At 39.7% G+C, this 25,044-nt stretch carries 17 protein-coding genes; 10 read left to right on the top strand and 7 right to left on the bottom strand.

All coding sequences use genetic code 11. The annotated features are described in order from the left end of the window. The 3 genes from IQ282_RS08020 to fabD all read left to right on the top strand — a co-directional run. On the top strand, positions 1 to 181 hold a 181-nt coding region (locus IQ282_RS08020; protein WP_194851347.1), incomplete at its 5' end, for a hypothetical protein. Beyond that, positions 171 to 539: a four helix bundle protein gene (locus IQ282_RS08025; RefSeq protein ID WP_194851348.1), complete on the top strand. Its 369-nt coding sequence runs from the start codon at positions 171 to 173 to the stop codon at positions 537 to 539. The genes IQ282_RS08020 and IQ282_RS08025, both read left to right, overlap by 11 nt. A 319-nt stretch (positions 540 to 858) precedes the next feature. Then, positions 859 to 1,743, top strand: a complete 885-nt coding sequence (gene fabD / locus IQ282_RS08030; RefSeq protein ID WP_194851349.1) for an ACP S-malonyltransferase — start codon at positions 859 to 861, stop codon at positions 1,741 to 1,743. A gap of 310 nt (positions 1,744 to 2,053) precedes the next feature. Here fabD and odhB read toward each other — a convergent pair whose 3' ends face one another. Both odhB and IQ282_RS08040 read right to left on the bottom strand, forming a co-directional pair. After that, positions 2,054 to 3,391: a 2-oxoglutarate dehydrogenase complex dihydrolipoyllysine-residue succinyltransferase gene (odhB, locus tag IQ282_RS08035; protein WP_194851350.1), complete on the bottom strand. Its 1,338-nt coding sequence runs from the start codon at positions 3,389 to 3,391 to the stop codon at positions 2,054 to 2,056. 4 nt (positions 3,392 to 3,395) lie between these two features. Beyond that, on the bottom strand, positions 3,396 to 6,152 hold the full coding sequence (locus IQ282_RS08040; RefSeq protein ID WP_194851351.1) for a 2-oxoglutarate dehydrogenase E1 component: 2,757 nt from the start codon (positions 6,150 to 6,152) through the stop codon (positions 3,396 to 3,398). 111 nt (positions 6,153 to 6,263) lie between these two features. Between IQ282_RS08040 and IQ282_RS08045 the strand changes: the two genes are divergently transcribed. Beyond that, positions 6,264 to 6,818, top strand: coding sequence for an alpha-ketoglutarate decarboxylase (locus IQ282_RS08045; protein ID WP_194851352.1), 555 nt, complete (start codon positions 6,264 to 6,266; stop codon positions 6,816 to 6,818). Between the two features lie 186 nt (positions 6,819 to 7,004). Then, positions 7,005 to 7,709 carry an alpha/beta hydrolase gene (locus IQ282_RS08050; RefSeq protein ID WP_194851353.1) on the top strand — a complete coding sequence of 235 codons (705 nt, stop codon included), beginning with the start codon at positions 7,005 to 7,007 and terminating at the stop codon, positions 7,707 to 7,709. A gap of 510 nt (positions 7,710 to 8,219) precedes the next feature. On the opposite strand, the gene IQ282_RS08055 is transcribed toward IQ282_RS08050, so the two are convergent. Next, on the bottom strand, positions 8,220 to 8,519 hold the full coding sequence (locus IQ282_RS08055) for a hypothetical protein (RefSeq protein ID WP_194851354.1): 300 nt from the start codon (positions 8,517 to 8,519) through the stop codon (positions 8,220 to 8,222). A 2-nt stretch (positions 8,520 to 8,521) separates the two neighbouring features. Then, positions 8,522 to 9,505, bottom strand: a complete 984-nt coding sequence (locus tag IQ282_RS08060; protein WP_194851355.1) for a polyprenyl synthetase family protein — start codon at positions 9,503 to 9,505, stop codon at positions 8,522 to 8,524. Positions 9,506 to 9,638: 133 nt separating this feature from the next. Between IQ282_RS08060 and IQ282_RS08065 the strand changes: the two genes are divergently transcribed. Genes IQ282_RS08065 through IQ282_RS08080 form a run of 4 tightly spaced genes read left to right on the top strand, consistent with a single transcriptional unit; the run spans position 9,639 to position 16,343 of the window. Then, complete coding sequence (locus tag IQ282_RS08065) at positions 9,639 to 10,253, top strand: TetR/AcrR family transcriptional regulator (protein ID WP_194851356.1); 615 nt, start codon at positions 9,639 to 9,641, stop codon at positions 10,251 to 10,253. Further along, a complete protein-coding gene (locus IQ282_RS08070; RefSeq protein WP_194851357.1) occupies positions 10,254 to 11,642 on the top strand; it encodes a TolC family protein in 1,389 nt (462 codons plus the stop codon). It abuts the gene before it with no gap. Between the two features lie 10 nt (positions 11,643 to 11,652). Further along, the gene (locus tag IQ282_RS08075; RefSeq protein ID WP_194851358.1) at positions 11,653 to 12,822 is read left to right on the top strand and encodes an efflux RND transporter periplasmic adaptor subunit; all 1,170 of its coding nucleotides are present in this window, start codon (positions 11,653 to 11,655) and stop codon (positions 12,820 to 12,822) included. A 5-nt stretch (positions 12,823 to 12,827) separates the two neighbouring features. After that, positions 12,828 to 16,343, top strand: a complete 3,516-nt coding sequence (locus IQ282_RS08080; RefSeq protein WP_194851359.1) for an efflux RND transporter permease subunit — start codon at positions 12,828 to 12,830, stop codon at positions 16,341 to 16,343. Positions 16,344 to 17,057: 714 nt separating this feature from the next. Here the strand turns inward: IQ282_RS08080 and IQ282_RS08085 are convergent. The 3 genes from IQ282_RS08085 to IQ282_RS08095 all read right to left on the bottom strand — a co-directional run bounded on the left by IQ282_RS08085 (position 17,058) and on the right by IQ282_RS08095 (position 23,522). Next, on the bottom strand, positions 17,058 to 19,322 hold the full coding sequence (locus tag IQ282_RS08085) for an inorganic phosphate transporter (protein WP_194851360.1): 2,265 nt from the start codon (positions 19,320 to 19,322) through the stop codon (positions 17,058 to 17,060). A 228-nt stretch (positions 19,323 to 19,550) separates the two neighbouring features. After that, a complete protein-coding gene (locus tag IQ282_RS08090; RefSeq protein WP_194851361.1) occupies positions 19,551 to 20,702 on the bottom strand; it encodes a hypothetical protein in 1,152 nt (383 codons plus the stop codon). A gap of 81 nt (positions 20,703 to 20,783) precedes the next feature. Then, entirely contained in the window at positions 20,784 to 23,522 is a 2,739-nt protein-coding gene (locus tag IQ282_RS08095; RefSeq protein WP_194851362.1) for a TonB-dependent receptor, read from the bottom strand. Between the two features lie 160 nt (positions 23,523 to 23,682). Here IQ282_RS08095 and dgt point away from each other — a divergent pair, with 160 nt between their 5' ends. Then, positions 23,683 to 25,017, top strand: coding sequence for a dGTP triphosphohydrolase (dgt, locus tag IQ282_RS08100; RefSeq protein WP_194851363.1), 1,335 nt, complete (start codon positions 23,683 to 23,685; stop codon positions 25,015 to 25,017). The last annotated feature ends 27 nt before the right edge of the window (positions 25,018 to 25,044 follow it).

The following is a 25,044-nucleotide window of genomic DNA, read 5'->3' on the forward strand; positions in this document are numbered from 1 at the left end:
TTGCAGTCGCAGTTTGCAGTCGCAGTTTGCAGTCGCAGTTTGCAGTCGCAGTTTGCAGTCGCAGTTTGCAGTCGCAGTTTGCAGTCGCAGTTTGCAGTCGCAGTTTGCAGTCGCAGTTTGCTTTGCTGCGCAAATCAAACTGCGTACGTTTTTAATAGTTAAGATTACTTATGGAATTTGAAAATTTAATTGCTTATCAGAAAGCTTATAATAATGCAATGTCCATTTTTGAGATCTCAAAATCGTTTCCAACTGTAGAAAAGTATGCTGTTACAGATCAAATAAGAAGATCTTCTCGCAGTGTTTGTGCAAATATTGCCGAGGCCTATCGCAAACGACGCTATCCCAAACATTTCATAAGCAAACTAACCGATGCTGATGGAGAGAATTCTGAAACTGCTGTTTGGATCAGGTTTGCTCTAGACTGCAACTATATAAAAAAAGAACATTTTGATTCCATCTACAGTGAAACCTTGGAAATAGGAAAGCTCATCAACTATATGATCAATAATCCTAATAAATTTGGATGCGGGATCTGAGTAGTGACATACTCGATTTCAGCACAAAAGGGGAGTAATTTTCTTTCACCCTGACTGAAAACTGAGACTGAAAACTGACACTAATTTACCGCCATAAAAAAACTGGAAACTCGAATTGAAAACCTTATTCACCCTAACTGAAAGCTGAGACTGTGACTAAAAACTCGATTGCACCAGACTGAAAACTGACACTAATTTATCTACATAAAAAACTGAAAGCTGAGACTGGGACTGAAAACTCATTTTCCAATAAACTTCGATTCAAATTATAAATCACAAATAACCCCAATCACTACATTTGTAGTATTAAATTAAAAGAATGAAAGCATACGTATTTCCAGGTCAAGGAGCACAGTTTACAGGAATGGGAAAAGATCTTTACGACCGTTTTGAGGTGGCTAGAGACCTTTTTCATAAAGCAAATGAAATATTAGGTTTTGATATTTCTAAAATCATGTTTGAAGGAACTGCTGAGGAATTGAAGGAAACAAAAGTGACTCAACCAGCGGTGTTTTTACATTCTGTGATTTTGGCGCGGGTTATGGGCAATGATTTTGCACCAGATATGGTCGCTGGTCATAGCTTGGGAGAACTAAGTGCCTTAACCGCAGTGGGAGCGCTTAGTTTTGAAGATGGATTGAGACTCGTTAGTGAACGTGCTCTCGCCATGCAGGCTGCCTGTGAAATGCAGGCCAGCACTATGGCAGCGATCCTAGGAATTGCAGACGATGTCATAGAAAGTGTGTGTAAAAGCATTCAAGGTGTCGTTGTCCCAGCAAATTACAATTGTCCTGGCCAACTCGTTATCTCTGGAAAAATACCAGCCGTGGAAGAAGCTTGTGCGATTCTTAAAGAAAGAGGAGCCAAAAGAGCCTTAATTCTTCCCGTAGGCGGTGCTTTTCATTCTCCGCTTATGGAACCCGCAAGAGAACGCCTTGCAAAAGCAATTGATGCAACTGACTTTGAAAAACCGGACTGTCCCATTTATCAAAATGTAACTACTCTTGCAACTACTGCAACGGGAGACATCATTACTAACCTAATCTACCAACTCACCGCACCCGTTAAATGGACACAGTCCATCCAGGAAATGATCAAAGACGGCGCTACAGAGTTTATTGAGGTAGGCCCAGGAAAAGCATTGCAGGGAATGATTGGGAAGATTGATAGGAATGTAGCTGTTAGTCAGGCGGTAGCTTCTTAAAAAATATAATATTTAAAAGAGAATTATTAAAAACACACCCCCAAAAAGCTAGCTTTTTGGGGGTGTGTTTTTGTGATCAAAAGTCAGTAATTATCTAAGTTCAAAATGATCTATATTTTGTGGACTTTATGTTTATTTATCTAACACCTGCTGCTACAACATAATCTTATATCTCTAATTTACTATCTCGGTTAAAACAAAAAAGCGATCTCAAATGAGATCGCTTTTCTATACTTTTAGGTTGATGTTCAAATATTTGAACACCTAAACTGTTCTCGACTGTGCTCGAACTGACAGTGTAAATGGTAATCTATAGTTCCAGCGCCTTCTTCACATCATTATCCATCAACAACTCAATCGGGTTTTCTAATGCCTCTTTAATCGCTACTAAGAATCCTACAGATTCCTTGCCGTCTATGATTCTGTGGTCATAAGAAACCGCTAGATACATCATAGGACGTGCAACGATATCGCCATCGATAACTACTGGTCGTTCGATGATGTTGTGCATTCCCAAAATCGCACTCTGTGGCGGATTTATAATAGGCGTGCTCATCATGCTGCCGAAGATTCCGCCGTTTGTGATGGTGAAGGTACCTCCCGTCATTTCATCAACGGTAATTTCTCCATCTCTTGCGCGTAAAGCTAGTCGCTTGACTTCCTGCTCGACTCCTCTAAAGGATAGATTTTCTGCATTTCTTATTACGGGAACCATCAAGCCTTTAGGGCCAGAAACTGCAATGGAAATGTCAGCGAAATCGTAAGATATCATTTCTTTACCATCGATCATAGAATTTACCGCTGGGTACATTTCTAATGCTCTGGTAACGGCTTTAGTGAAGAAGGACATAAACCCTAAACCAACACCGTGTTTCGCTTTAAACGAATCTTTATACTCTGTGCGCAATGCAAATATCGCGTGCATATCTACCTCATTAAAAGTAGTTAGCATCGCTGTTTCATTCTTCACGCTTACCAATCGCTCTGCTACCTTACGTCGCAGCATAGAAAGCTTAGATCGGGATTCTCCACGAGATCCAGATCCTGGGGTTCCCATGGATGGTTTAGAGTTTACGGCATCGTCTTTAGTTATGCGGCCATCACGGCCGGATCCAGAAACCGACTTGGCATCGACTCCTTTTTCATCCATAATTTTCTTGGCAGCAGGACTAGGCGTTCCGCTGGCATATGTTTTCTTAGCTTGCTCCGGCTGTGGTGCTTTTTCAGAATTCTTTTTGTCTTCTGTTTTTTCGTCTTTCTTGTTAAGTTCCTTTTCGGGATCGCTACCGCCACCTTCGTCGCCCTTGCCCATGGAGGACGGCGCATCCTTAGCATCTTCTTCATTGCTATCAGCATCACTTTTCTTCTTGCTGTCTTTCTTGTCGCTAGAACCTCCTTTGTTGGGGTTTTCTGCTTCCGTATCGATCAGACAGACTACGGCGCCTACTGCAACAGCATCGCCTTCTTCAGCTTTCAGGGTGATGATACCGCTGGCTTCCGCTGGAAGTTCCAGTGTTGCCTTATCGCTATCAACCTCTGCAATGGCTTGGTCTTTTTCAACCCAGTCACCGTCAGCGACTAACCATTCTGCTATTTCTACTTCTGTAATCGACTCGCCCGGTGAGGGCACTTTCATTTCTAGAGCCATAATATTATTTGTTGGTATTAAATACGTCTTCTATTACTCTCGCTTGCCTTGCCTTAGATCTCGTTGAGCTTCCTGAGGCTGGAGCGGCATACATATTTCTGGAACATACGCGCCAGCTTCTGGTTTCTTTCATGTGCAGCATTAAGTGGGAATATGCCCCCATATTGCGTGGTTCTTCCTGTGCCCACACAACATCTTTCGATCCGTATTTTTTGATTATTTTATTAATCTGCTTTATAGGTAATGGGAACAATTGCTCCACTCTTACAATGGCAACATCTGTCCGTTCTTGTTTCTCTCTTTCTTCAATAAGATCATAGTAGAATTTTCCACTGGTGAATACTAATGTGTTCGCTTTCGCGAAAGCGTCTCCGTCCACATCAATAACTTCTTGAAAATGACCTTTAACAAACTCATCAACGGTGCTTATGGCACGCGGCGACCTCAACAAAGATTTAGGCGTGAATACCACCAACGGTTTGCGGTAGTTCACCAACATCTGACGTCTCAATAAGTGGAACATATTTGCTGGTGTGGTGCAGTTTGCCATCCACATATTGTCTTTGGCACACATCTGTAAATAGCGCTCCATACGGGCACTTGAATGCTCTGCTCCCTGACCTTCATAACCATGTGGCAATAATAAAACGAGCCCATTCTGGTTCTTCCATTTATCTTCACCGGCACTGATGTACTGGTCGATCATGATCTGCGCACCGTTAGAGAAATCGCCAAATTGCGCCTCCCATATCGTGAGCGTTTCTGGCTGTGCCATCGCATAACCATATTCAAAACCTACCACTCCATATTCTGAAAGGTGGGAATTGTAAATCTCCATCTTACCCTTTACATCTAGGAAATTATGAAGGGTGAATTCTTCCTCGTCATTCTCTGACTTCACTACCGCATGGCGGTGGGAAAACGTTCCTCGTTCCACATCCTGACCACTCATGCGGACGTTGTAACCTTCCTGCATCAATGATCCATAGGCAAGGTGCTCGCCCATGGCCCAGTCCAGTTTATTCTCATCAAACATTTCTTGTCTGGACTCGACGATCTTCTTGATCTTCTTGATAAAGTTTTCACCTTTAGGTAAGGTTGAAATGACTTTAGTAATCTCTTTTAATTTTTTCTTATCGACTCCAGTCTTCACGACTTTCATCATCATATCTTCATCTGCAGTCTCATAACCTTCCCATTCATCTTGCATGAATGGTGTTATCACTGTATTTTCTTGTTTTCTGGAAGTAGCGAGTTGATCTTCTAATTTACCCTTAAATTCCTTTTCTAAATCGGCTACCGTTCCTTCTTCAATGATTCCCGCCTTCAACAATTTATCTGCATAAATGTCACGAGTATTCTCGTGCTTGCTGATTGCCTTATACAATTGTGGTTGCGTGAAGCGCGGCTCATCGCCTTCATTGTGACCGTATTTTCTATAACCTAATAGGTCAATGAATACGTCACTCTTAAACTGCATTCTATATTCAAAAGCAAAATTCATCGCGTGTACAACAGCCTCTGCATCATCTGCATTAACGTGAAGTACTGGCGATAAGGTCACTTTAGCGATATCTGTACAGTATGTACTGGATCTCGCGTCTAGGTAATTTGTGGTGAATCCTACCTGATTATTAACTACTAAATGTATAGTTCCTGCTGTTTTGTAGGCATCTAACTTGGCCATTTGGACAACTTCATAAACGATACCTTGACCTGCAATGGCAGCATCACCATGCAACACGATGGGCAGCACCTTAGAAAAATCGTCAGGTGTGTGCATATCTTGTTTGGCACGTGCAATTCCCTCAACGACCGCTCCTACTGTTTCCAGGTGTGACGGGTTAGGAACAATATTTATATTGATATGGTTGCCATTATCTGTTTTACGCTTGCTGGTATAACCTAAGTGGTATTTTACATCACCATCAAAAACATCCTGCTCGTAATCTTTACCATCAAATTCTGAAAAAATATCAGAAACGGGTTTACCAAAGATATTTGACAACACATTTAAACGACCACGGTGAGCCATTCCCAGTACAAACTGGTTCACGCCATGATCTGCAGCATTCTCAATTAAAGCGTCTAAAGCAGGAATCAAGGACTCATTTCCTTCTAGGGAGAATCGCTTTTGACCTACGTATTTTGTATGTAAAAATGATTCAAAAGAAACAGCTTCATTGAGCTTCTTGAGAATCTGTATTTTTTTAGAATTATCAAATTCAGGATGATTAGCATTGCGATGCAACCAGCTCTGGATCCACTTGACCTGTTCTGGAGAGCGCACGTACATGTACTCCACACCTATACTCTGACAATATACTTTTTGTAAATGGTCGAGGATGTTCTTTAGTGTTGTCTTGCCCAACCCTATCAATTCCCCAGATTCAAAATCTGTAGAGAGATCTTCATCTGACAATCCAAAATTACTCAAGTCTAAAGTAGGTGTGTACTGGCGGCGTTCCCGTACCGGGTTTGTTTTTGTGAATAAATGTCCACGAGTGCGGTAACCATCGATAAGTTGTACTACTTGAAACTCTTTACGCATCTGGTTAGATACGTCCACACAGAAATCTTCACCTTTATCCTCATAGACTACTTGAACATCGCCGTCGCCTGCAGACTCCATTCCAAAGTCAAACCCTTGAAAGAAGGCTCTCCAGGATGGCTCCACGCGATCCGGATTTGTTAAATATTCATCGTAAAGTCCAGCGAAATATGCAGTGTGTGCTGCATTGAGAAAAGAAAATCTATCCATAAATCTATCGGGAAAGCTCCCGTTTTCAATCGTTACAGCAAAAATACAGAATTGCCTCTCTTCATCATAACCTTTTGTATATTTATAACGATTGCGTTATAAGAACCCTTTATGAAGACCAACTCTCTTAAAAATACAACATTATCTGTATTTATTTGTATTATAGCTTCAATTATCTGCCAAGCTCAAACTTCCAATGCCGATTTTTGGAACCAAGTACGTTATGGTGGTAATTTGGGAGTGAGTTTCGGTACCGGTTACACCGCCATTCAATTGGCACCTCAAGCCATCTACCAGGTCAATCCTTTTATAGGCGTGGGTCTGGGGTTGAATGGGAGTTACGTCAAGCGCAATTTTGACCGTCGCGATGGTTTTGCAAATGATAATCTAGACTACTCCAGCACCATATTAGGCGGTAGTATTATAGGTATCGCAAACCCCATAAGGGAAATACAACTAAGTGCCGACTTTGAATACCTCAACGTCAATCAGAATTTTGAGGATCCTCAATTTAGGGATGATAATTATTGGGTTCCTGCACTTTTCTTAGGTGCGGGCTATGTAAATGGGCCAGTAACCATAGGCGTGCGTTATGATGTACTTTATGATGATGGCCGCAGTATTTACAGGAATGGTTTGCAGCCATTTGTGAGGGTTCTTTTTTAAGTTTAAACTGAAACTTAAATTAATAAAAGGTTTTGTCATGCTGAATTTATTTCAGCATCTCCTCGTATGGAGTTTAGGTGATTATCAGTTAACTCTGTTGGAAAATCTGTAACACGCATAATGATCCTGCTATAATTACGGAGACCCTGAAATGAATTTAGGGTGACATGGAAAAAAGAATAACTATTGAAAATTAATTTTAAAATAAACTTCTTAATATTATTCTCTTGCATCTCTTGCAAACCGTCCACAGCACAACAAATTAAAGAAGCAGCGAGTGAAGCAGCGAGTAATGATAAATACATCTTCTTCCTCCATAATGCATTCCTAGAAACAAACGATTTAGATGCCGTCCATCCAGATTATGGTCGAGTGGAATACAAAGAAGTTATACAAAAATTCAGAGATCATGGATTTGCGATCATTAGTGAGAAGCGCAACGGAAACGTGAATGCGCTAGAATATGCTCAAGAAGTGAATAGACAAGTGGATAGTTTGATTGATTTAGGTATTGATCCGGATCGTATTACTGTCGTGGGAACCTCAAAAGGCGGTTATATTGCTCAATATATTTCAACGATCGCAAACAACCCCCAACTCAATTTTGTCTTTATAGGCAGCTTTCGCGAAACCTGCCTGTCGTGCCTTGGCAGGCAGGGCGACATGGAACAAATTCCAGAAATCAACTGGTGCGGTAATATCCTCAATATTTACGATAGGTCTGATCCCGCGGGAAATTCAGCTTTATCCAGAAAAATAGCCTCTAGTTGCGGTATTAAGCACTATAAAGATCTAGAACTGGTTACCGGTTTGCGACACGGGTTTTTATTCCAAGCGCTTGACGAATGGATGGTTCCAGCGATGCAATGGGCAGATGGGAAGTATGAATAAAATAAAATGCTACTGATTTGACAGCAGTCTAGAAGGAGCGTATCGCGTTTACAAAACTTGACTATCATTGGAATAAAACAAGCAAGCGAAGCCGTCCTGCGACGGCTTGACAAAATCCAAGAGAATTGTTCTACGATAATTTGCTGCAGCCGCTTCCAGCGAAAGTCGAGAAGGAGCGAATGTAAATTCAAAGTCCTCATATAGCCAGAACTAACCTTTTCTCGACTGTCGCTCGAAACAGGATAGGGGTATGTTAAGTAACCATCAACGATGCCATTGTCGAGAATCTTTGCACCGTGGAAGAAATGACAAGAAACATTTTACGTTTACAAAACTTGACTATCATTGGAATAAAACAAGCAAGCGAAGCCGTCCTGCGACGGCTTGACGAAATTCAGAATTGTTCTATGATAATTTGCTGCAGCCACTTCCAGCGGCAATCGAGAAGGAGCGTATCGCTTATTGCAAATGCACGCGCGTAAAGTTATTTTTACTTTTATTTTTACTTCCCTACTGCCCCAACCTAAATCGAATCTTCACCCATTCTCTAACAATAAAAGCCATTACAATTCCTTTCTCCAAATCCTTTTCGGGAACATCTGCGAGATAGTAAAGCTGCTGGAGTTTAGTATCGCTTTCTTCAATCGCTTCACTCAAAACCGACACCAATTCTTTTAAAAAAGCATCGGGTTCATTTGCTGCGATCGCCTCAAATCCTGATCGTTCGAGATCTTTATTCACCTGATTGCGGTAAACTTGGAAAATATGATTCTTTGCTTCTAGCCTTTCCTGCAGAGTGGTTAATTCCATAACTAGCTGATTCTAGACATCAAATCCTCAGAAAACTTTTTAAGGACTGCCTTGTTTTTCGGTTCCATGTCTAAGGATGCAATGGTTTTTAAAGCACTATCAGTGTAAGTCTTGATAGCTTCCAGAGTCCGATTTGCGCCACCGCTGTTTACAAAAAGCTCTTTAGCACGTTCTTTTTTATCATCGATTTGGTCAGCGTTTAGGTTGCGGTAATCTTGAGCGAATAGTGACTTTAACTCTTCTGAAAAATCATCATTATCAATCGACTTCAAATACAGATAGGTTTTCTTGTTTTCTCTGATATCACCGCCCACTTCCTTTCCAAAAGTTTCTGGATCGCCAAAGGCATCCAGATAATCATCCATCAACTGGAACGCCATGCCCAGCTGGATGCCGTATGTATATATTTTCTCCTGCTCTTCTGGGTTCTTACCAGCGATAATCGCACCCATTTGCAACGCGCAACCTACTAAAACAGACGTTTTCAATTTGATCATCAACAGATAATCCTCAACCGTAACATCTGTTCTGGTTTCAAAATCCACGTCCATCTGCTGTCCCTCGCAAACTTCCAGTGCTGTTTTAGAAAAAATACTATTTAACGCATAAAAGGATTCTGGATCATAAGAAAGAAAGCTTTGGTAAGCGATAATCATCATAGCATCACCGCTCAGGATTCCGGTATTTGTATCCCACTTTTCGTGCACCGTTTCTTTACCGCGACGTAGTGCTGCTGCATCCATAATGTCATCGTGCAACAAAGTAAAGTTGTGAAAAACCTCTATGGCCACAGCGGCATCCAGTGCTTTTTCGATATCACTTCCATACATTTCTGCACTCATCAACGTCAGCAATGGCCGCAAACGCTTCCCGCCCAGTCCTAATATATAATGCACCGGATCGTATAGTCCGCTGGGTTTTTTATGGGTGATCGTGGTGTCCAGATATTCTAAAAACTGACTCCTTAAATTTTCAATGCTAGTCATAAGTTCAAAAATAGCAAAGGAACTATCATACACAGCTCATTATGTTGTCTGATATTTTAAAAGAATCATAAACTTTGGAAACTTTGTTAGTTTCTAAAGTTTCCCGTGACTACTTTTGCAGCTTGAAATTAATATGGAACCTAAAGAACTAATTTTAAAAGAGTCCCTTGACCTGTTTTTAAATCACGGGTTCAAAAGCGTGACTATGGATGATATCGCGAGCCGTATGGGTATGAGTAAAAAAACGCTTTATACACATTATAAAAATAAAAGTGAGCTTGTTGCCGCAACTTCCATGCATATGTGCAACTTCATTTGCGACGGTGTTAATAATATTGCTCTTGATGAGAACCGCACTCCTATTGAAGAGTTGTATGAAGTCAAGAGTTATGTGATGCGTGAACTTAGAGGGGATAACTCCTCATCAATCTATCAATTGCAAAAATATTATCCAGAGATTCATCAAATTATTAGCAAACGCATGTATGATTTTATGGATAATTGCATTTATCGCAATGTAGAACGTGGTATTGAACTAGGACTTTACCGTGATAATATTGATAAAACCTTTGTTGCTCGTATGTACTTCATAGGCATTCAAGGAATCAAAAATATTTCCATCTTCCCTATCGATCGATTCCCACAAGACCAGCTATATGACCAGTATCTTGAATATCACTTGCGTGGAATCGTGACACCTGCAGGCCGTAATATTTTAAATGAATTAACCCAATCAAACCATCATTAAATGTCAGTAATTAAGTACAGTATCGTGATGTTGATGTTTTTCGCTTTCGCGAAAGCGAACTCACAACAGCTCACAACTACATCAGAAAACTACAGCTTTACACTAGAGGAAGCCATTGACTTTGCCTTGTTGAATAACTATCAAGCGATTAATTCCAGACGCGATATCGCAAAAGCTTTGAAGCAAAAATGGGAAACGACCGCGACTGGATTACCACAAATTTCAGGAAGTGCAGATTATAACAATCAGCTCAAGCAACCAGTGTCCGTTCTCCCTGGAGAGATTATTGGGGAGGCACCAGGCACCTTTGTTCCCGTAGTTTTTTCACCTAAACAAAATGCAAGCCTCACTGCCACATTAAGCCAGATCATTTTTGACGGAAGTTATCTTGTAGCATTGGAAGCTTCTAAGACCTTTCTGAAATTTTCAGAAAACGCCAATAATAAAACAAAATTAGAAGTTAGAAAAGGAGTCATCAATGCCTATGGAGGCGTTCTATTGTCTCAAGAAAATGTGGACATCATCACTAAAAACCTTGAAACATTAGAAAAGAACCTTTATGAAACAAGAAAAATATTTGAAAATGGCCTGACGGAAGAGGAAGATGTAGAACAATTAGAAATTACTTTCCTTCAATTGACAAACCAGCTGAACAGTGCCCAGCGACAGACTGAAATCGCTATGAACATGTTTCAGCTTGCGATGGGAATTGACCTAGCAAGTAACGTAAAACTAGCAGATAACCTGGAAAGCCTTGCTGTAAAAACGATTGATCCCGCATTAAGTAATCAAAACCTCAATCTAGAACAGTCTGTTGATTATCGCATTGCATTCAATCTTACAGAACAGCGTCGTCTGGAATACAAACTAGAGCGCAGTAAGGCGTTACCAAGGATTACTGGATTTATAAATTATGGAACCCAGGCCTTTGATAATGAATTTGTTTTTTTTAAAAACAGCACACAATGGTACCCACAATCAGTGGCTGGAGTAAGTATCAACTGGCCCATTTTCACATCGTTCGGTAGAAAGGCGCGGACAGATCGTGCAAAAATCGCGTGGGATCAGGCAGAGACAGACTTAGATAGAAGGCAGCAGGAAATCAGACTTGATTATGAAAGCGCCGTTAATGATTACCAGCTTGCCATCGATACCTATTATACAAATAAAAAGAATCTTGAACTGGCAGAGCGTATTGAAAATAAAAACGAAATCAAGTTTACGGAAGGTATTGCCAGCAGCTTTGATTTAAGACAGGCACAAACGCAATTATACCAGGCACAATCAGAATATCTTAATAGTATGTATCAGGTCATTAGTAATAAAGCGACTCTAGAAACCGTACTGAATACCCCTAATTATTTATCAACTAGAAATGACCGTCCATAACAACCATAACATGAAAAATAAATTAATCTATTTGCTATTATTACCAGTACTGATCGCCTGTGGTGGTGAACAATCCATTGACGAACTTATCGCTAGTAAGGATGTTGATGCTATTGCCCATAAAAAAACAGAGCTTCTTAATGAGAAAAAAGAGTTGGAAAATGAGATCAACACGATTGAGAAATACTTAGATGAAAACAGCGTGAAAAAAGATGGTGCACTGGTGAGTATTGAAACTGTAACTGACACCTTATTTAATCACTTCATAGAATTACAAGGAAGTGTTGACACGAAGCAAAATATTACAATCACTGCAGAAACTTCTGGAGTTTTGACAAATGTTTATGTTACAGAAGGGCAGCGGGTTTCTAAAGGACAACGCCTTGCCCGAGTTGATGATGGTGGTGTGGGACAGCAAATTGAACAAATGAAGGTAGAGGCACAACTTGCTAAAACAACCTTTGAAAGACAGAAAAGACTTTGGGATCAAAATATAGGCTCAGAAATCCAGTATTTACAGGCAAAAGCTGGCTATGAGGCTCGTCAAAGCGCCATCAATTCCATGCAACAGCAACTGGCAAAAAGTGTGATCACGGCGCCTTTTTCTGGGGTAATTGATAATGTCATTACAGAGCAGGGAAGTGTTGTGTCACCAGGATCCACGCAACTATTCCGTTTAGTTAATCTAGACGATATGTACATTGAAGTTGAGGTTCCAGAAAGCTATATCGCTACCATCACAAAGGGAACTGAAGTCGACGTTGAGTTCCCTGTATTGGGAGAAAAAATGACCAGTACAGTGCGTCAAAGCAGTGCTTTTATCAATCCAGCAAATCGGTCTTTTAGAATTGAGATTCCCGTCAGCAATAAGAATGGAAACATAAAACCTAACCTTACCGCTAGATTAAAAATCAACGATTATTCTAGTGAGAATGCTATTCTAATCCCATTATCTGTGATAAGTGAAAATCAAAATGGTGAACAATACGTAATGGTAGCCACTGATTTTAAGAAAAACGCTGATTTTGATACCGCTATTGCGAAAAGGAAGCTTATCAAAGCCGGTAAAACAAGTGACAATATGATCGAAATCACAGAAGGTATTACCAGCGGAGATTTAATTATAGTTGAAGGAGCCCGTAGTGTTCGAGAAGGCCAACAAATAAGAATAAAAGACTAATTATTATGGGTAAAAAGAGCGAAAAGGAATTTGGTTTATCCTCATGGGCGATCAATAATTCCACCGTAATATGGATCATTATTGGCCTGGTTCTCGTCTTGGGGATATCCGGTTACTTTGCAATGCCACGGGAGGATTTTCCTGAGGTAAAGGAAACTAAAATATATATTTCCAGTGTCTATCCAGGAAATACCGCAGAGGATATCGAGCGATTGATCACAGAACCGTTGGAAGATAAATTAAAGAATCTTTCTAACGTTGTTGAAATTCTATCTACTTCACAAGAGGATTATTCCATCATTACGATTGAATTCAATGAGAAGCTCACTGTTGAAGAAGCAAAGCAGAAAGTTAAGGATGAGGTTGATGTAGAAACATCAAACGAAGACTGGCCTACCTTTAATAATGCTAAGGTAGAGCCTAATATTTTTGACCTGAAAATAAGCGAGCAGGTTCCTATTATGAATATCAACCTTAGGGGTGATTATACCGTTAGAGAGCTTAAGGAATTTGCAGAATATCTAGAAGATGAAATCGAGAATCTAGAACAAATCAAAGAAGCAGAAATACGTGGAGCCCAAGAACTAGAAGTAGAAGTTGCCGTTGATATTTACAAAATGACTGCCGCTAAGGTTAGCTTTGATAATGTGATCAATGCAGTAGCAGGTGGTAATGCGACCATGAGTGCCGGTAATATTAAAACAGAAAGCCAGCGACGCACTATACGAATACTGGGAGAAATCACGAGACCTGATCAACTGGAACGTTTTGTAGTTAAGAACGAAAACGGTCCTATTTATTTAACGGATATCGCGACAGTAAATTTTCGAGAGGAAGACAAAACCACTTTTGCGAGAGAATTTGGAGATCCTGTTGTCATGATTGACGTAAAAAAACAAGCCGGGAAAAATACCATTGAAGCAGCAGAAAGCATTCGTGATATTATTAAAGAGTCTCAAGAAAACGGGAGCATTCCAGACAACGTTGAAATATCCATTACCAATGATGGTTCCAGCCGTACTCTTAACCAGGTAGATGATCTAGTCAACAACATAATTTTCGGTGTCATTCTGGTAGTTACGGTTCTTATGTTCTTCTTAGGGTTTAGAAATGCCTTGTTTGTAGGATTTGCTATTCCTATGTCAATGTTGATGAGTTTTATCATCCTTAACTTTTTAGGATATACGTTAAACACTATGATTCTATTTGCCATGATAATGGGATTGGGGATGCTGGTAGATAACGGTATTGTAGTAGTTGAAAATGTGTACCGTTTGATGGATGAAGAAGGCATGTCGAGAATGAAAGCTGCCAAAGTGGGAATAGGCGAGATCGCCGTTCCTATTATTATTTCCACCTTGACAACGGTTGCCGCTTTTATTCCTATAGGTTTATGGCCGGGAATCATGGGAGAGTTCATGAAATATTTCCCCATCACTTTGTCCATTGTTTTAGGGAGTTCCCTAGTTGTAGCTATATTTTTCAATTCCATGCTGGTTTCAAAATTCATGAGCATTGATGAGAAAAACATACCTCTAAAGAAATTGATTCTGATTACCATTATCATGGGATCTATAGGAACTCTAATAATGATATTTGGCGGTGCGATTAGAGGTTTGGGAACTGTAATGGTAGTGACGGTAATCCTATTATGGCTTTACAAATATGTAATTAAGGGATGGACAACCTTCTTTCAAAGGAGAAGTTTGAAATGGCTCGACAATGCCTATGAGAAGTTCTTGGTGTTCGCATTAAGAGGGAAAACACCTTATTACTTTACAGGCGGAATGGTCGTGATGTTTTTGGGAGTGTTGTTTTTGTATTTCGGCGTATCGGTAGCCAGCGGTCGTACTAAAGTAGAATTCTTCCCGGAAAACAAACCCAATCAGATTATAGTTTACATAGAGTATCCTGAGGGAACTTCTATTAAAAAAACCAATAGCACCACTAAAGAAATTGAGGATATTGTTTACGAAGTTTTGAACGCTCCTGAATACATGGAAGATGGTGAGAATTTCCTTGTGGAAAGTGCCGTTTCTCAAGTAGGTGAAGGCGCTGGAAACCCGCAAACAGATGGCGGTAGTGCTGCAGAAATGCCTAATAAAGGTAAAATCACTGCAAGTATGCGAGAATACAAATACCGCAATGGAAAAGACAGCGAGGTATTGCGCCAGAAAGTGCAGGAAGCAGTTCAAGGTAAATTTCCCGGAATTGCGATTAGTGTTGAAAAAGACCAGGCGGGACCACCAGCGGGATATCCCGTAAATATTGAATTACAAGGGGACGATTATAGCGATCTCATTGTAACTGCAGAGCGCATGGTAAAATTCTTGAACGAGAAAAATATTGCGCCCATTGATGAATTGAAAATAGATGTCAATAAAAGTAAACCAGCATTACAAGTCAAGGTAGACCGTGAAAAAGCCGGCGAACTAGGAATCAGTGCAAGCCAAGTAGGGATGCAGTTACGTAGATCGATATTTGGTGAAAAAGCGGGTGTCTATAAAAAAGATGGTGAGGATTATGACATCAACGTTCGCTTCAATGAAGAGAATCGATACGATCGCAGTTCGCTATTCAATCAACGTATCACGTTTAGAGATATGGCTTCTGGACAAATACGCGAGATTCCAGTAAGTGCGGTCACCACGCAAGAAAACGTTTCTGGGTTTAGCGCTATTAAACATAAGGACAACAAGAGAGTCGTCACGGTTTACAGTGCTTTAAAACCAGGCTACAGTGATGCAGGAGCAGCAGTTGCACAAATTCAAAACGAGATGCTCGATTTTCAAAATCTATCTGACACCATTAAAATCGATTATACGGGTCAGTTAGAAGAGCAAAACAAACAGCAAGCTTTTTTAATGACAGCCTTGATGTCAGGACTCGCATTGATCTTCTTCATTCTAGTATTTCAGTTTAGTGGCGTGTCAAAACCTACGATCATCATGATTTCCATATTCTTGAGTTTTATAGGTGTCTTTCTTGGGTTGATGATTACGGGATGGCCGTTTGTAATTATGATGACTATGATGGGAATCATATCTCTAGCGGGTATTGTGGTGAATAATAGTGTGGTACTAATTGACTATGTGGATATCTTAGTACTGCGTAAGATTGAACAATTAGGGATTGATGATGGCAAATACCTCATCTCTAGAGAAGACCAGTTTGAAGCCATTGTCCAGGCAGGAAAAGCAAGATTACGTCCTGTATTGTTGACTGCAATCACCACCGTTTTAGGATTGATTCCGTTAGCGATTGGTTTAAATATTGATTTCTTCAGTCTCTTTAGTGAGTTTGACCCTAAAGTTTATGTGGGTGGAGATAACGTGATTTTCTGGGGACCATTAGCCTGGACCGTAATATTCGGATTGTTGTTTGCGACCTTCCTCACATTGATTATTGTTCCTATCCTGTTGTACCTGGTTCACAGAGCAAAACTGCGCTATCGCAGGAAGTACGGTGAGCAGCCAGAAGAAGGAGATCAGATTCCTTCAGAAGTAGAAGAGGCAGCTTAGGCTATATATTATAAAGTATTTAGAATGCCTTCTATTATGGGAGGCATTTTTTATTGAGCGAACTTAAATATCGCTTTCGCGAAAGGGTATTTAGAACCAGGCCCCATTGCCTTAGAAATTTCCACAGAAAAGGGAAATAGGTTTTATTGAACTTGATTTGAAAAAAACAAATACCGATTGCCTTCAGCATTTCGCTTAAGGGAAAACAAGTATAATTAAAGCTTTGTATAAAAAACGGTACTTCCCAGAGTTGAAGTTCCCTCCATTGAATGAAAGTTGATACCGATGTTTTATAAGCAGAATATCGCGCTTGAAAAGAACTCTGCAAAAACTCATTACCATCGGTATTTTTCCAGCGAAAAACACAAATCATTTCAAATAGTAAAACAAAAGCTAGGCGTCAAGCCGTGAAAGAACAGCTAGGATAACTCATTGAACGGAAGACTGTAGAAGCAATAATCATCAAACTTGTTCTTGACTTTAATCAGGTTTTTGTTCCTACCAAAAGCTTTGTTTGAAATGGATCCTTACTGGCACTGTTTAATATTACTAAATGACAGTAAATCAATTTGCCTGCTACATAACCAGGAACTTCCTAATAACAGAGTTTCTACGCATAAATCTTGAGAAGAATTTGAAACTGAGACTAGAACCACACCCCTAATAGGACTGGGACTGGAACCTAAGCTCAAAACATGAAATCAAATCCAATCTTTAATTCTGTTTCTTTCCGAATCTGCTAGAGTCATACTCTGTGAAATATTGTTCTGCTACTTGAGTAGTAACATTCATCAAGTCCCTAGTTTCTAACAACAAACCAAAATACAAGGTTGTATTCTTAGGCGACTCATCAGAATCCTTAGTTCGTTTAACTTGCTTTTCAATCTTCTGATCTACCAGTTCTAGCAACTCTCGTTTCTTGAGAATAATAGATTCCAATTTGCTGAATTCCTTAGATCTAAAAATGTGTTGGGATTCCTCAAAAATACTGTGAATGCGATTGATAATTTCCTTAAGATCTTTTATCTGATTGAATTTTAAACTCTTATGGTTATTATTGATGTGATCTGTACTGGATCTAGAAATATATTCTAAGGACTGCGATATGTCCTGTAAATGTCCAAGAACATCGATGTAGAATTTACTCGCTCCTATGCTTTTCTCATCTAGATTTTTAATAAAAAAGTAAATGTTATTACGCAATCCATCAATCTCTCCGCCTAATTTTTTACTAACTTTTCTTCCTGATTTTAATGCACCTAGATCTTGATTCATCAATCCTTCAAGCGTGTTAGAATACATATCCTTAGCACGTTTAAATACAGTAGCTACAGTATCAGAACTTTCTTCTATAATTCCTTGAATCGTTTTGCTCTCTGCTTTCTGGAGTTCGTCAGTGACACGTTGTTCTGATTGCGAACGTTTGTGCATGATAAAACTACGTGTAATAAGAACCACAGCCAGAACAACTAAACCTATGATGGCATAAAAACCACCCCAGTAAATAATATAAGCAAACAAGGCTGCGGCAGTAAAGGCACTAAAAGCCGTAAAGAACCAGCCTCCTATTACATTCAAGACTCCAGCTATACGATATACCGCGCTTTCTCTTCCCCATGCACGATCTGCTAGGGAAGTTCCCATTGCTACCATAAAAGTCACATAAGTTGTAGATAATGGTAATTTGTAGGAGGTCGCTACCGAAATCAATACACTCGCCACCATTAAATTCACAGAAGCACGCACATAATCAAAAGCTGGTTTGTCCTCATTTTTAGAAACAAGTCCCAATGAAGGCACTTTTTCAAATCGTTTGGAAATATAGATTGAAGCTTTCTTAGGCATGATGTATTCAATCCCATCTGCCGCCATAACTGAGTAGCGTACTAAAAATCTAGATACAAAATTTGATTTAAAACGCTCCGTACCACTGTCCTGACGGGCAAGGTCTACAGATGTTTTTACAACGGCTTGAGCCTTTGAAGAAAACCAAAGCGTTAAGATCATCACCACACCGGCTAGCATCAACAACCACTTCTGACTCGGCAATTTACCTGCTAGTGCATCCATCGGAAAATTTGCCACAGCACCGTTTTCTATCCAGATCTTATAAGCATCATAAGCTCCAATGGGAACACCTATAAAATTAACGAGATCATTCCCGGCAAAAGCCATGGCAAGACCGAAGGTTCCCAGAATAATGATAAGTTTATAAATATCCCACTTGAGAACATATACATAAACCAGACTAACAATTGACCAAAATATAAACCCGTAACCTAAGGTTTCATAAACATTAGTAGTGTATTCAAATATGAAATTCAGTCCACCTAAATCTGCTCCTTTCAATCCTTTTACAAGAATAAAATAGTACAAACTCGTCAATGACAATCCGCCGAAAATTCCTGCTAGAAACGCAGGACGTTTATTGTAGTCAAATGTCAACATCAATCGGGACAAGAATTGAACTAATGCTCCTATCGTAAAAGCAACAGCAACGGACATTAATATACCGACCACAATTTCAATGGCTGTATCTGTTGCAATGTATTTTCCAAGATCTAAAAAGGTCTCATTATCATTTTCCCCTATCTTTAAAAGAGACACACAAACAGCGGCTCCCAAAAGCTCAAACACGATAGAAACTGTAGTTGATGTGGGCAATCCCAGACTGTTAAAAAAGTCCAGCAATAAAATATCAGTGATCATGACAGCCATGAAAATGATCATGATTTCGTCAAAATAGAACTCACCTGGATTAAAAATACCTTTACGCGCGACCTCCATCATACCACTACTGGAAAGAGCTCCCAACGCAATACCTAAACTGGCAATGATCATAATTGTCTTGAAACTGATCGCCTTAGAACCTATAGCGCTATTCAAGAAATTTACGGCATCATTGCTAACTCCAACTACAAGATCTGTAATCGCAAGACCCGCAAGAATAATAAGCATGTAGATGTAAATGTCTCCCATTTTCAGAATAATATTAGGGTGCAAAATTGCTATATTCTAGACAGACGTACGTTACCATATGGTTATCATTATAGCTGTTTTTATGGTGGAAATAATTTCGCTTTCGCGAAAGCGAAACATTGATAATCTAATGGCTTTTGACTAATGATCCTTGCTAATAAACCCACAAACCGTTACATAAAAAAACTGCCCATTAAGGACAGCTTTTCACATGAAAATTCTATTATGCTAGAAACCATAACCGGTCCAGTCAAATGCGGAAGCATTAGCACCAGTATTTGTAATTGAAACATTAACTGTGCTTGTTGTTGGGTTTTTAACGGCATTCATGATAGGAACTCCTTGAAATGTGACGTTCACTACGGTCGCATCATTTGCGTTGCCTTTCCCATCACTTAAATCAATGAAATCTTCAGCAGTTGCCGTTCCTTTTAAAATGCTTAGAGCATTATTAATCGTTGCGGTCCCACCTCTGCGTATTTTAATCATATCAGAAAACTTTGTTTCAGAACCACCGTTGATTAATGTCACATTATTCATGGTAAAAACTGACTGTGTATTATCAGAAGGAGATTCTCCATCAAGATTACCATCTGCTTCAACACCACGAGGATCAGAAGTTACTGAGTTAAAACCTGACTCACGAATCCCATAAAGGTTAGTCAATGTTCCACGGTACCCTTGCGTTACATCAAACATGTCATCCTTTGCATTCAAAACAAAAATATTTGAAGCATTGACAGATCCACCGAAGAATTCAATCCCGTCATCATCACCGTTTGCTATCCAAATATTAGAAAGTGTAGTGCCTGAACCTACACCATTAAGTGTAAGACCATTGTGCTCTGCATCGCCATCGATGCGGGCGCCTGTGTACTCAATAATTACGTAATTTAGAACACCTGAAGACTCTGTGTCATTGTCTCCTCCAAAACGAACTCCCGTATTCACCTCTGTACCAGCTTCATTTTGTCCTTGTGGATTCTGACCTGAAATAAAAGCATTCCCATTGAGAATCACACCACCCCATGCCGCAGGAACCTTAGCAGAACTTGTGAACCGTATAGGTGCAGCAGCTGTACCATTAGCAATTATTTTACCACCTCTTTCAACAAGAAGGTAAACATCAGTGCCTCCAGCAGTGGCAGTGATGGTTGTGCCCGCTTCTATGGTAAGCGTAGACCCGCTTTTTACTAAAAATGTACCGTCAAGAACATAAGCTTTGTCTGCTGTTAGCGTTCTATTTTCGGTAAGATTGCCAGAGAGGGTCAGATTTGATTCCCCTCCATTATCACCACCTCCAGAAACGTTGTCGTCTGTAGAGCATGAATTAAATGTTAGTGCAGCAATAGCCATCGTTGATAATAGTAACTTTTTCATTGTTTGAAAATTTGATTTGTTTGTTCTGACAAAGTAAAAACATGTGACTCCAGGCTGCGTTAACCCCAGATTACCAAATAATTAAAAGGTATAGCTGTATCCTAAGCTAATGTCAAGCCCACGTTTATAACCGTCGAGTATTGTGTTATCAATGTTACCATCTCGTTCTAACCTAACTTCTGGATTCAGCAGGTTTTTAGCTTTTAGTGATAGCTTCCCGTTCTCACCTACTCCTATAGAACTCACTAGGTCTAGTGTGGGAATACCTATTTCTTTAATGTTTGCAAAACCACGAGTCCCCACAGAGAATACACGTTCTGTAAAATAGTTGAACACCACCGCTGTATTTAAATTGCTGTTTCCTACAAAGGTGTTATAATTGATGTCAAAATTGGTTAAAAATGGAGCAGCTCCTTGAAGTGCAGAATTGTCGTCGGTAAATTGTGCAAGAGGATCATCCAATTCTTGCTTACTATATAGATACGAAGCATTAAAACCTAAACTAAACTTGTTGCTGCGGTCTTTATCAGAACCATCCAGCGTTGTCATTTCATTTTCAAAAAGGGTTTTTCTTATTTCGATTTCTGCACCTATGACAGTTGCTTTATCCCCCACATTTAAATACGTAAGTGTATTACCTGCGCTAGGAATCTCTGTTCTTGAAATAGGGTTTTGAATGTTTTTGTAAAACCCTGTTATAGAATAGACCTCGCCTCTATTGGGATAGATTTCATAAGACAGGTCCACATTAACAACAGTTGAAATATCTAAATCAGGATTACCCTGTGTAGCACGACCTCCAGGGTTATTGTAGCGAAAAGGTGCTATTTCCTTGAATCTAGGAAGTATATAGGTTCTACTACCAGCTAATCGTACAATATGTTCATCATTGATAGAATACTTTAAACCAACACTGGGTAAAAATAGATTTTCCTCGATAAGTGCTGGACCATTCGTATCACTATTGGCCACGTTAGTATTATAATTAACCTCCTGACGTATATTTTCAAATCGCCCACCAGCTGTAAATAACAGCTTTTCAGAAAGATTTCCTACATATCCTAGCTGTCCCGCGGCAATGTACCGGTCGCCTATGTAGTAAAAAGGTATAAAAGCATCAGGATTTAAAACAGATCCTCGACCCGTTTCTAACCTAAAAGTTCCTGCGTCTAAAGATGCCTGATTGTAAATGGCATCAGAGTCATCAATATCGGTTTGAACTCTCTGATCAAACGTATGATTGAAGGTAGTTGCCTTGAAAATGTGATGCGTGTAACGATAATCCCCACCCAATGTTATGTAATTGAGTAAATCACTATCATCGCTAGCAAAGTCATATTTTAAACTGGCCTTTCCATTATAATCATTCTCTTGAATCTCGCTATAGTAGCGCTGGTTGTTTCCCCCAGAATCTAGATTAGGCGAATAAAACCCATCTCTCAACAGATATTCAAAACTTCTTCTATCTGGCTCGCTTCCTCTTAAAGCGTTAAAAGATCCATCTACCTTAAGTTCTAGTTTATCACTCAGGTTGAATTCTGTTAAAAGTTGATTGACGAATAAATTATTATCATTCGTTTGTTGTCTTCTTACAAAAACTCTGTCTCCAGATTGTTCTGGATTATTAAATCCCTCAAACTCTTGAAAATCCTGATTATTTTTATGGATGTATAAGGAAAGAAACTCTACTTTGTTTCCATTGAATCTATAATCCAGATCAATTTCTGCAATTTGAGAAGTGGCGTATTCAAATCTCTCAAAATCCTGTTCTAAATAAAGCGTGCCGGCACTCGTAGTGTTCCTAATCGTTCCATTTATAGCTCTATAACTGTTATCGAAAGTCAAAAGTCCATAAACATTCAGATAATTACCGCCTATCTCAAAACGTTTTCCGCCGTTAATAGAAAAACCCAGATTTGCTAATCCATTTTGATCATTGCTGTTGATATTGTTATCAAAAGTATATGCTCCTAAATTATCTATCGGCAATTTAGGACTAGTAAATCCTAGGTAACCGCCGCCATCTATTCCTTTAAAATCTTCACCTATCGTTTGCAAGTTAGCGCCGGTAGAGACGCTCAACTCAAGTTGATCACGATCTGTCAGACCTTTCAAGTCAATATTTATATTTGCTCCAGCATTATCACCTGTAATTGCAGATGTAAACACCTTATTAATGTCCACCGTTTCTAAGAGATCAGATCCAAAAAAGTCTAGCGAGATATTTTTGTATTCAGGATCCTCAGAGGGTAACGGTAAACCATTTAGAGTAGTGGAGTTATAACGATCTCCCAACCCTCGCACAAAAACGTTTTTAACCCCAGCCTGTTTGCTAACACCACTCACTTTAGTTACTGCACCTTCAGCGTTACTAATGCCCTTTTGCGACAATTCCTCGGCACCTATAGATTGTTTGATAGTTACCGCATTTTTCTTTTCTTCTATTAGAGCATCCGTACTTGCCCGTGATTTTGCCACTACGATAGAAACCGCATCTAGAGAAGCTGTTTCAGCTTTCATGAGCACATCAATAGTTGTGGTAAAACCATTACGAACGATAACTTGCTCTACTTCAATTGTCTTCATTCCCACAAAGGAAACTACAAGTGTGTAGGTTCCAGCGGGTGCGGTAATATTAAATTTCCCATCAATGTCAGATTGAGCACCATAATTTGTTCCCTTTAAAACAACAGATGCAAATGAAACAGGTTCATTTGCCGTGGATGCATCTGTGTCAATAATCGCACCTATCACTTTACCAGTTTGGGCAAACGCAATGGTCGTGACAAAAAGAAATACTAGAAATACAAATTTATTCATTACAAGATATTTAGAGTTTGCAAATGAACGATCACAATGTACCTGACTAGGTTAATCCAGCGTTGTCATTATACCACTAACCCGTTAAGAAACCGTTACCGTAGAAAGGATCACTTAATTTCAAAATAGCTTTCTATCTTGCACACATAAAATTAATGTTATGAATTGGCCGCAGTTGCTTTCCCTTAAAAAATATGGTGACACAACACTTAGATCCAGAACCCAGCAAGACGAGCTGCGCCTGGGTTTTGAGGTAGATTACGATCGCATCATTTTCTCATCACATTTTCGCAGTTTACAGGACAAAACACAAGTGATACCACTAAGTCAGACCGGCTTTGTTCACACCAGACTCACACACAGTCTTGAAGTTTCCGTGGTTGGAAGATCACTAGGGCGTATGGCAGGACAAAAAATCCTGGAGCGGCATCCAGAATTAGTGGACATGGGATATAAACATCAGGATTTTGGAGCTATTGTAGCTGCGGCCGCGCTTTCGCATGATATCGGCAACCCTCCTTTTGGACACAGTGGTGAAAAAGCGATAGGAAGTTACTTTGCCAGTGAGAAGGGAAATGCTGTAATGAGTTCGCTTTCGCGAAAGCAAAAACAAGACCTCCTGGATTTTGAAGGAAATGCTAACGGCTATAGATTGCTCAACATGGATAAGCCTGGATCGCCTGGTGGGCTGCGACTTTCTTATGCAACATTAGGCGCCTTTATAAAGTATCCCAAAGAATCACTCCCTGTAAAACCTTCCCGCCATATTTCGCAGAAGAAATATGGAATCTTTCAGGCAGATGTTGCTCATTTTAATGATGTGGCGTCTGAGATGGGACTGCTCAATCCGGAAGGATCTGTTGAAACACACATGCGCCATCCACTGACTTATCTCGTGGAAGCCGCAGATGACATCTGTTACACTATAATTGATTTTGAGGACGCCATAAATTTGGGCAACATTCCAGAAGATCATGCTCTCGAACAATTAATCAATTTAGTCCGCAATAATATTAGAACCGAAACCTACAGCGTATTATCATCAACAGCAGAACGTCTTGCTTACCTGCGGTCACTTGCAATAGGAACCTTAATTGCTGACTGCGTGGATAAATTTATGGATCACGAGGAAGAAATATTAGCCGGCACATTGCAGTCCTCATTAACAGATTTATCGAGTTATAAAGCTCAAATTGATGATATTCTCGCGTTAACGGTTGAAAACCTGTATCGCCACCCAGAAGTAGTGCAGAAGGAGATTGCTGGTTATAAAATTTTAAAGGAAATTCTTGACACCGTAATTAACGCAAGTATCAATGACCTCAATGATCAATCAAATAGCTATGACCACCTGATATTACAATTGATCCCAGCTGATTTGTTGATTTCAAATGAACTCTACGACCGTCTTTTAGCAGCTTGTGGTTATGTAGCTTCTTTAACGGATACTAAAGCAATGCAACTATTCGAAATCATCAACGGTAGAATAAACTGATGCGGTCTTTGTAAAACTTAACTTTCT

The sequence above is a fragment of the Nonlabens antarcticus genome (assembly GCF_015356755.1).
GTDB lineage: Bacteria > Bacteroidota > Bacteroidia > Flavobacteriales > Flavobacteriaceae > Nonlabens > Nonlabens antarcticus.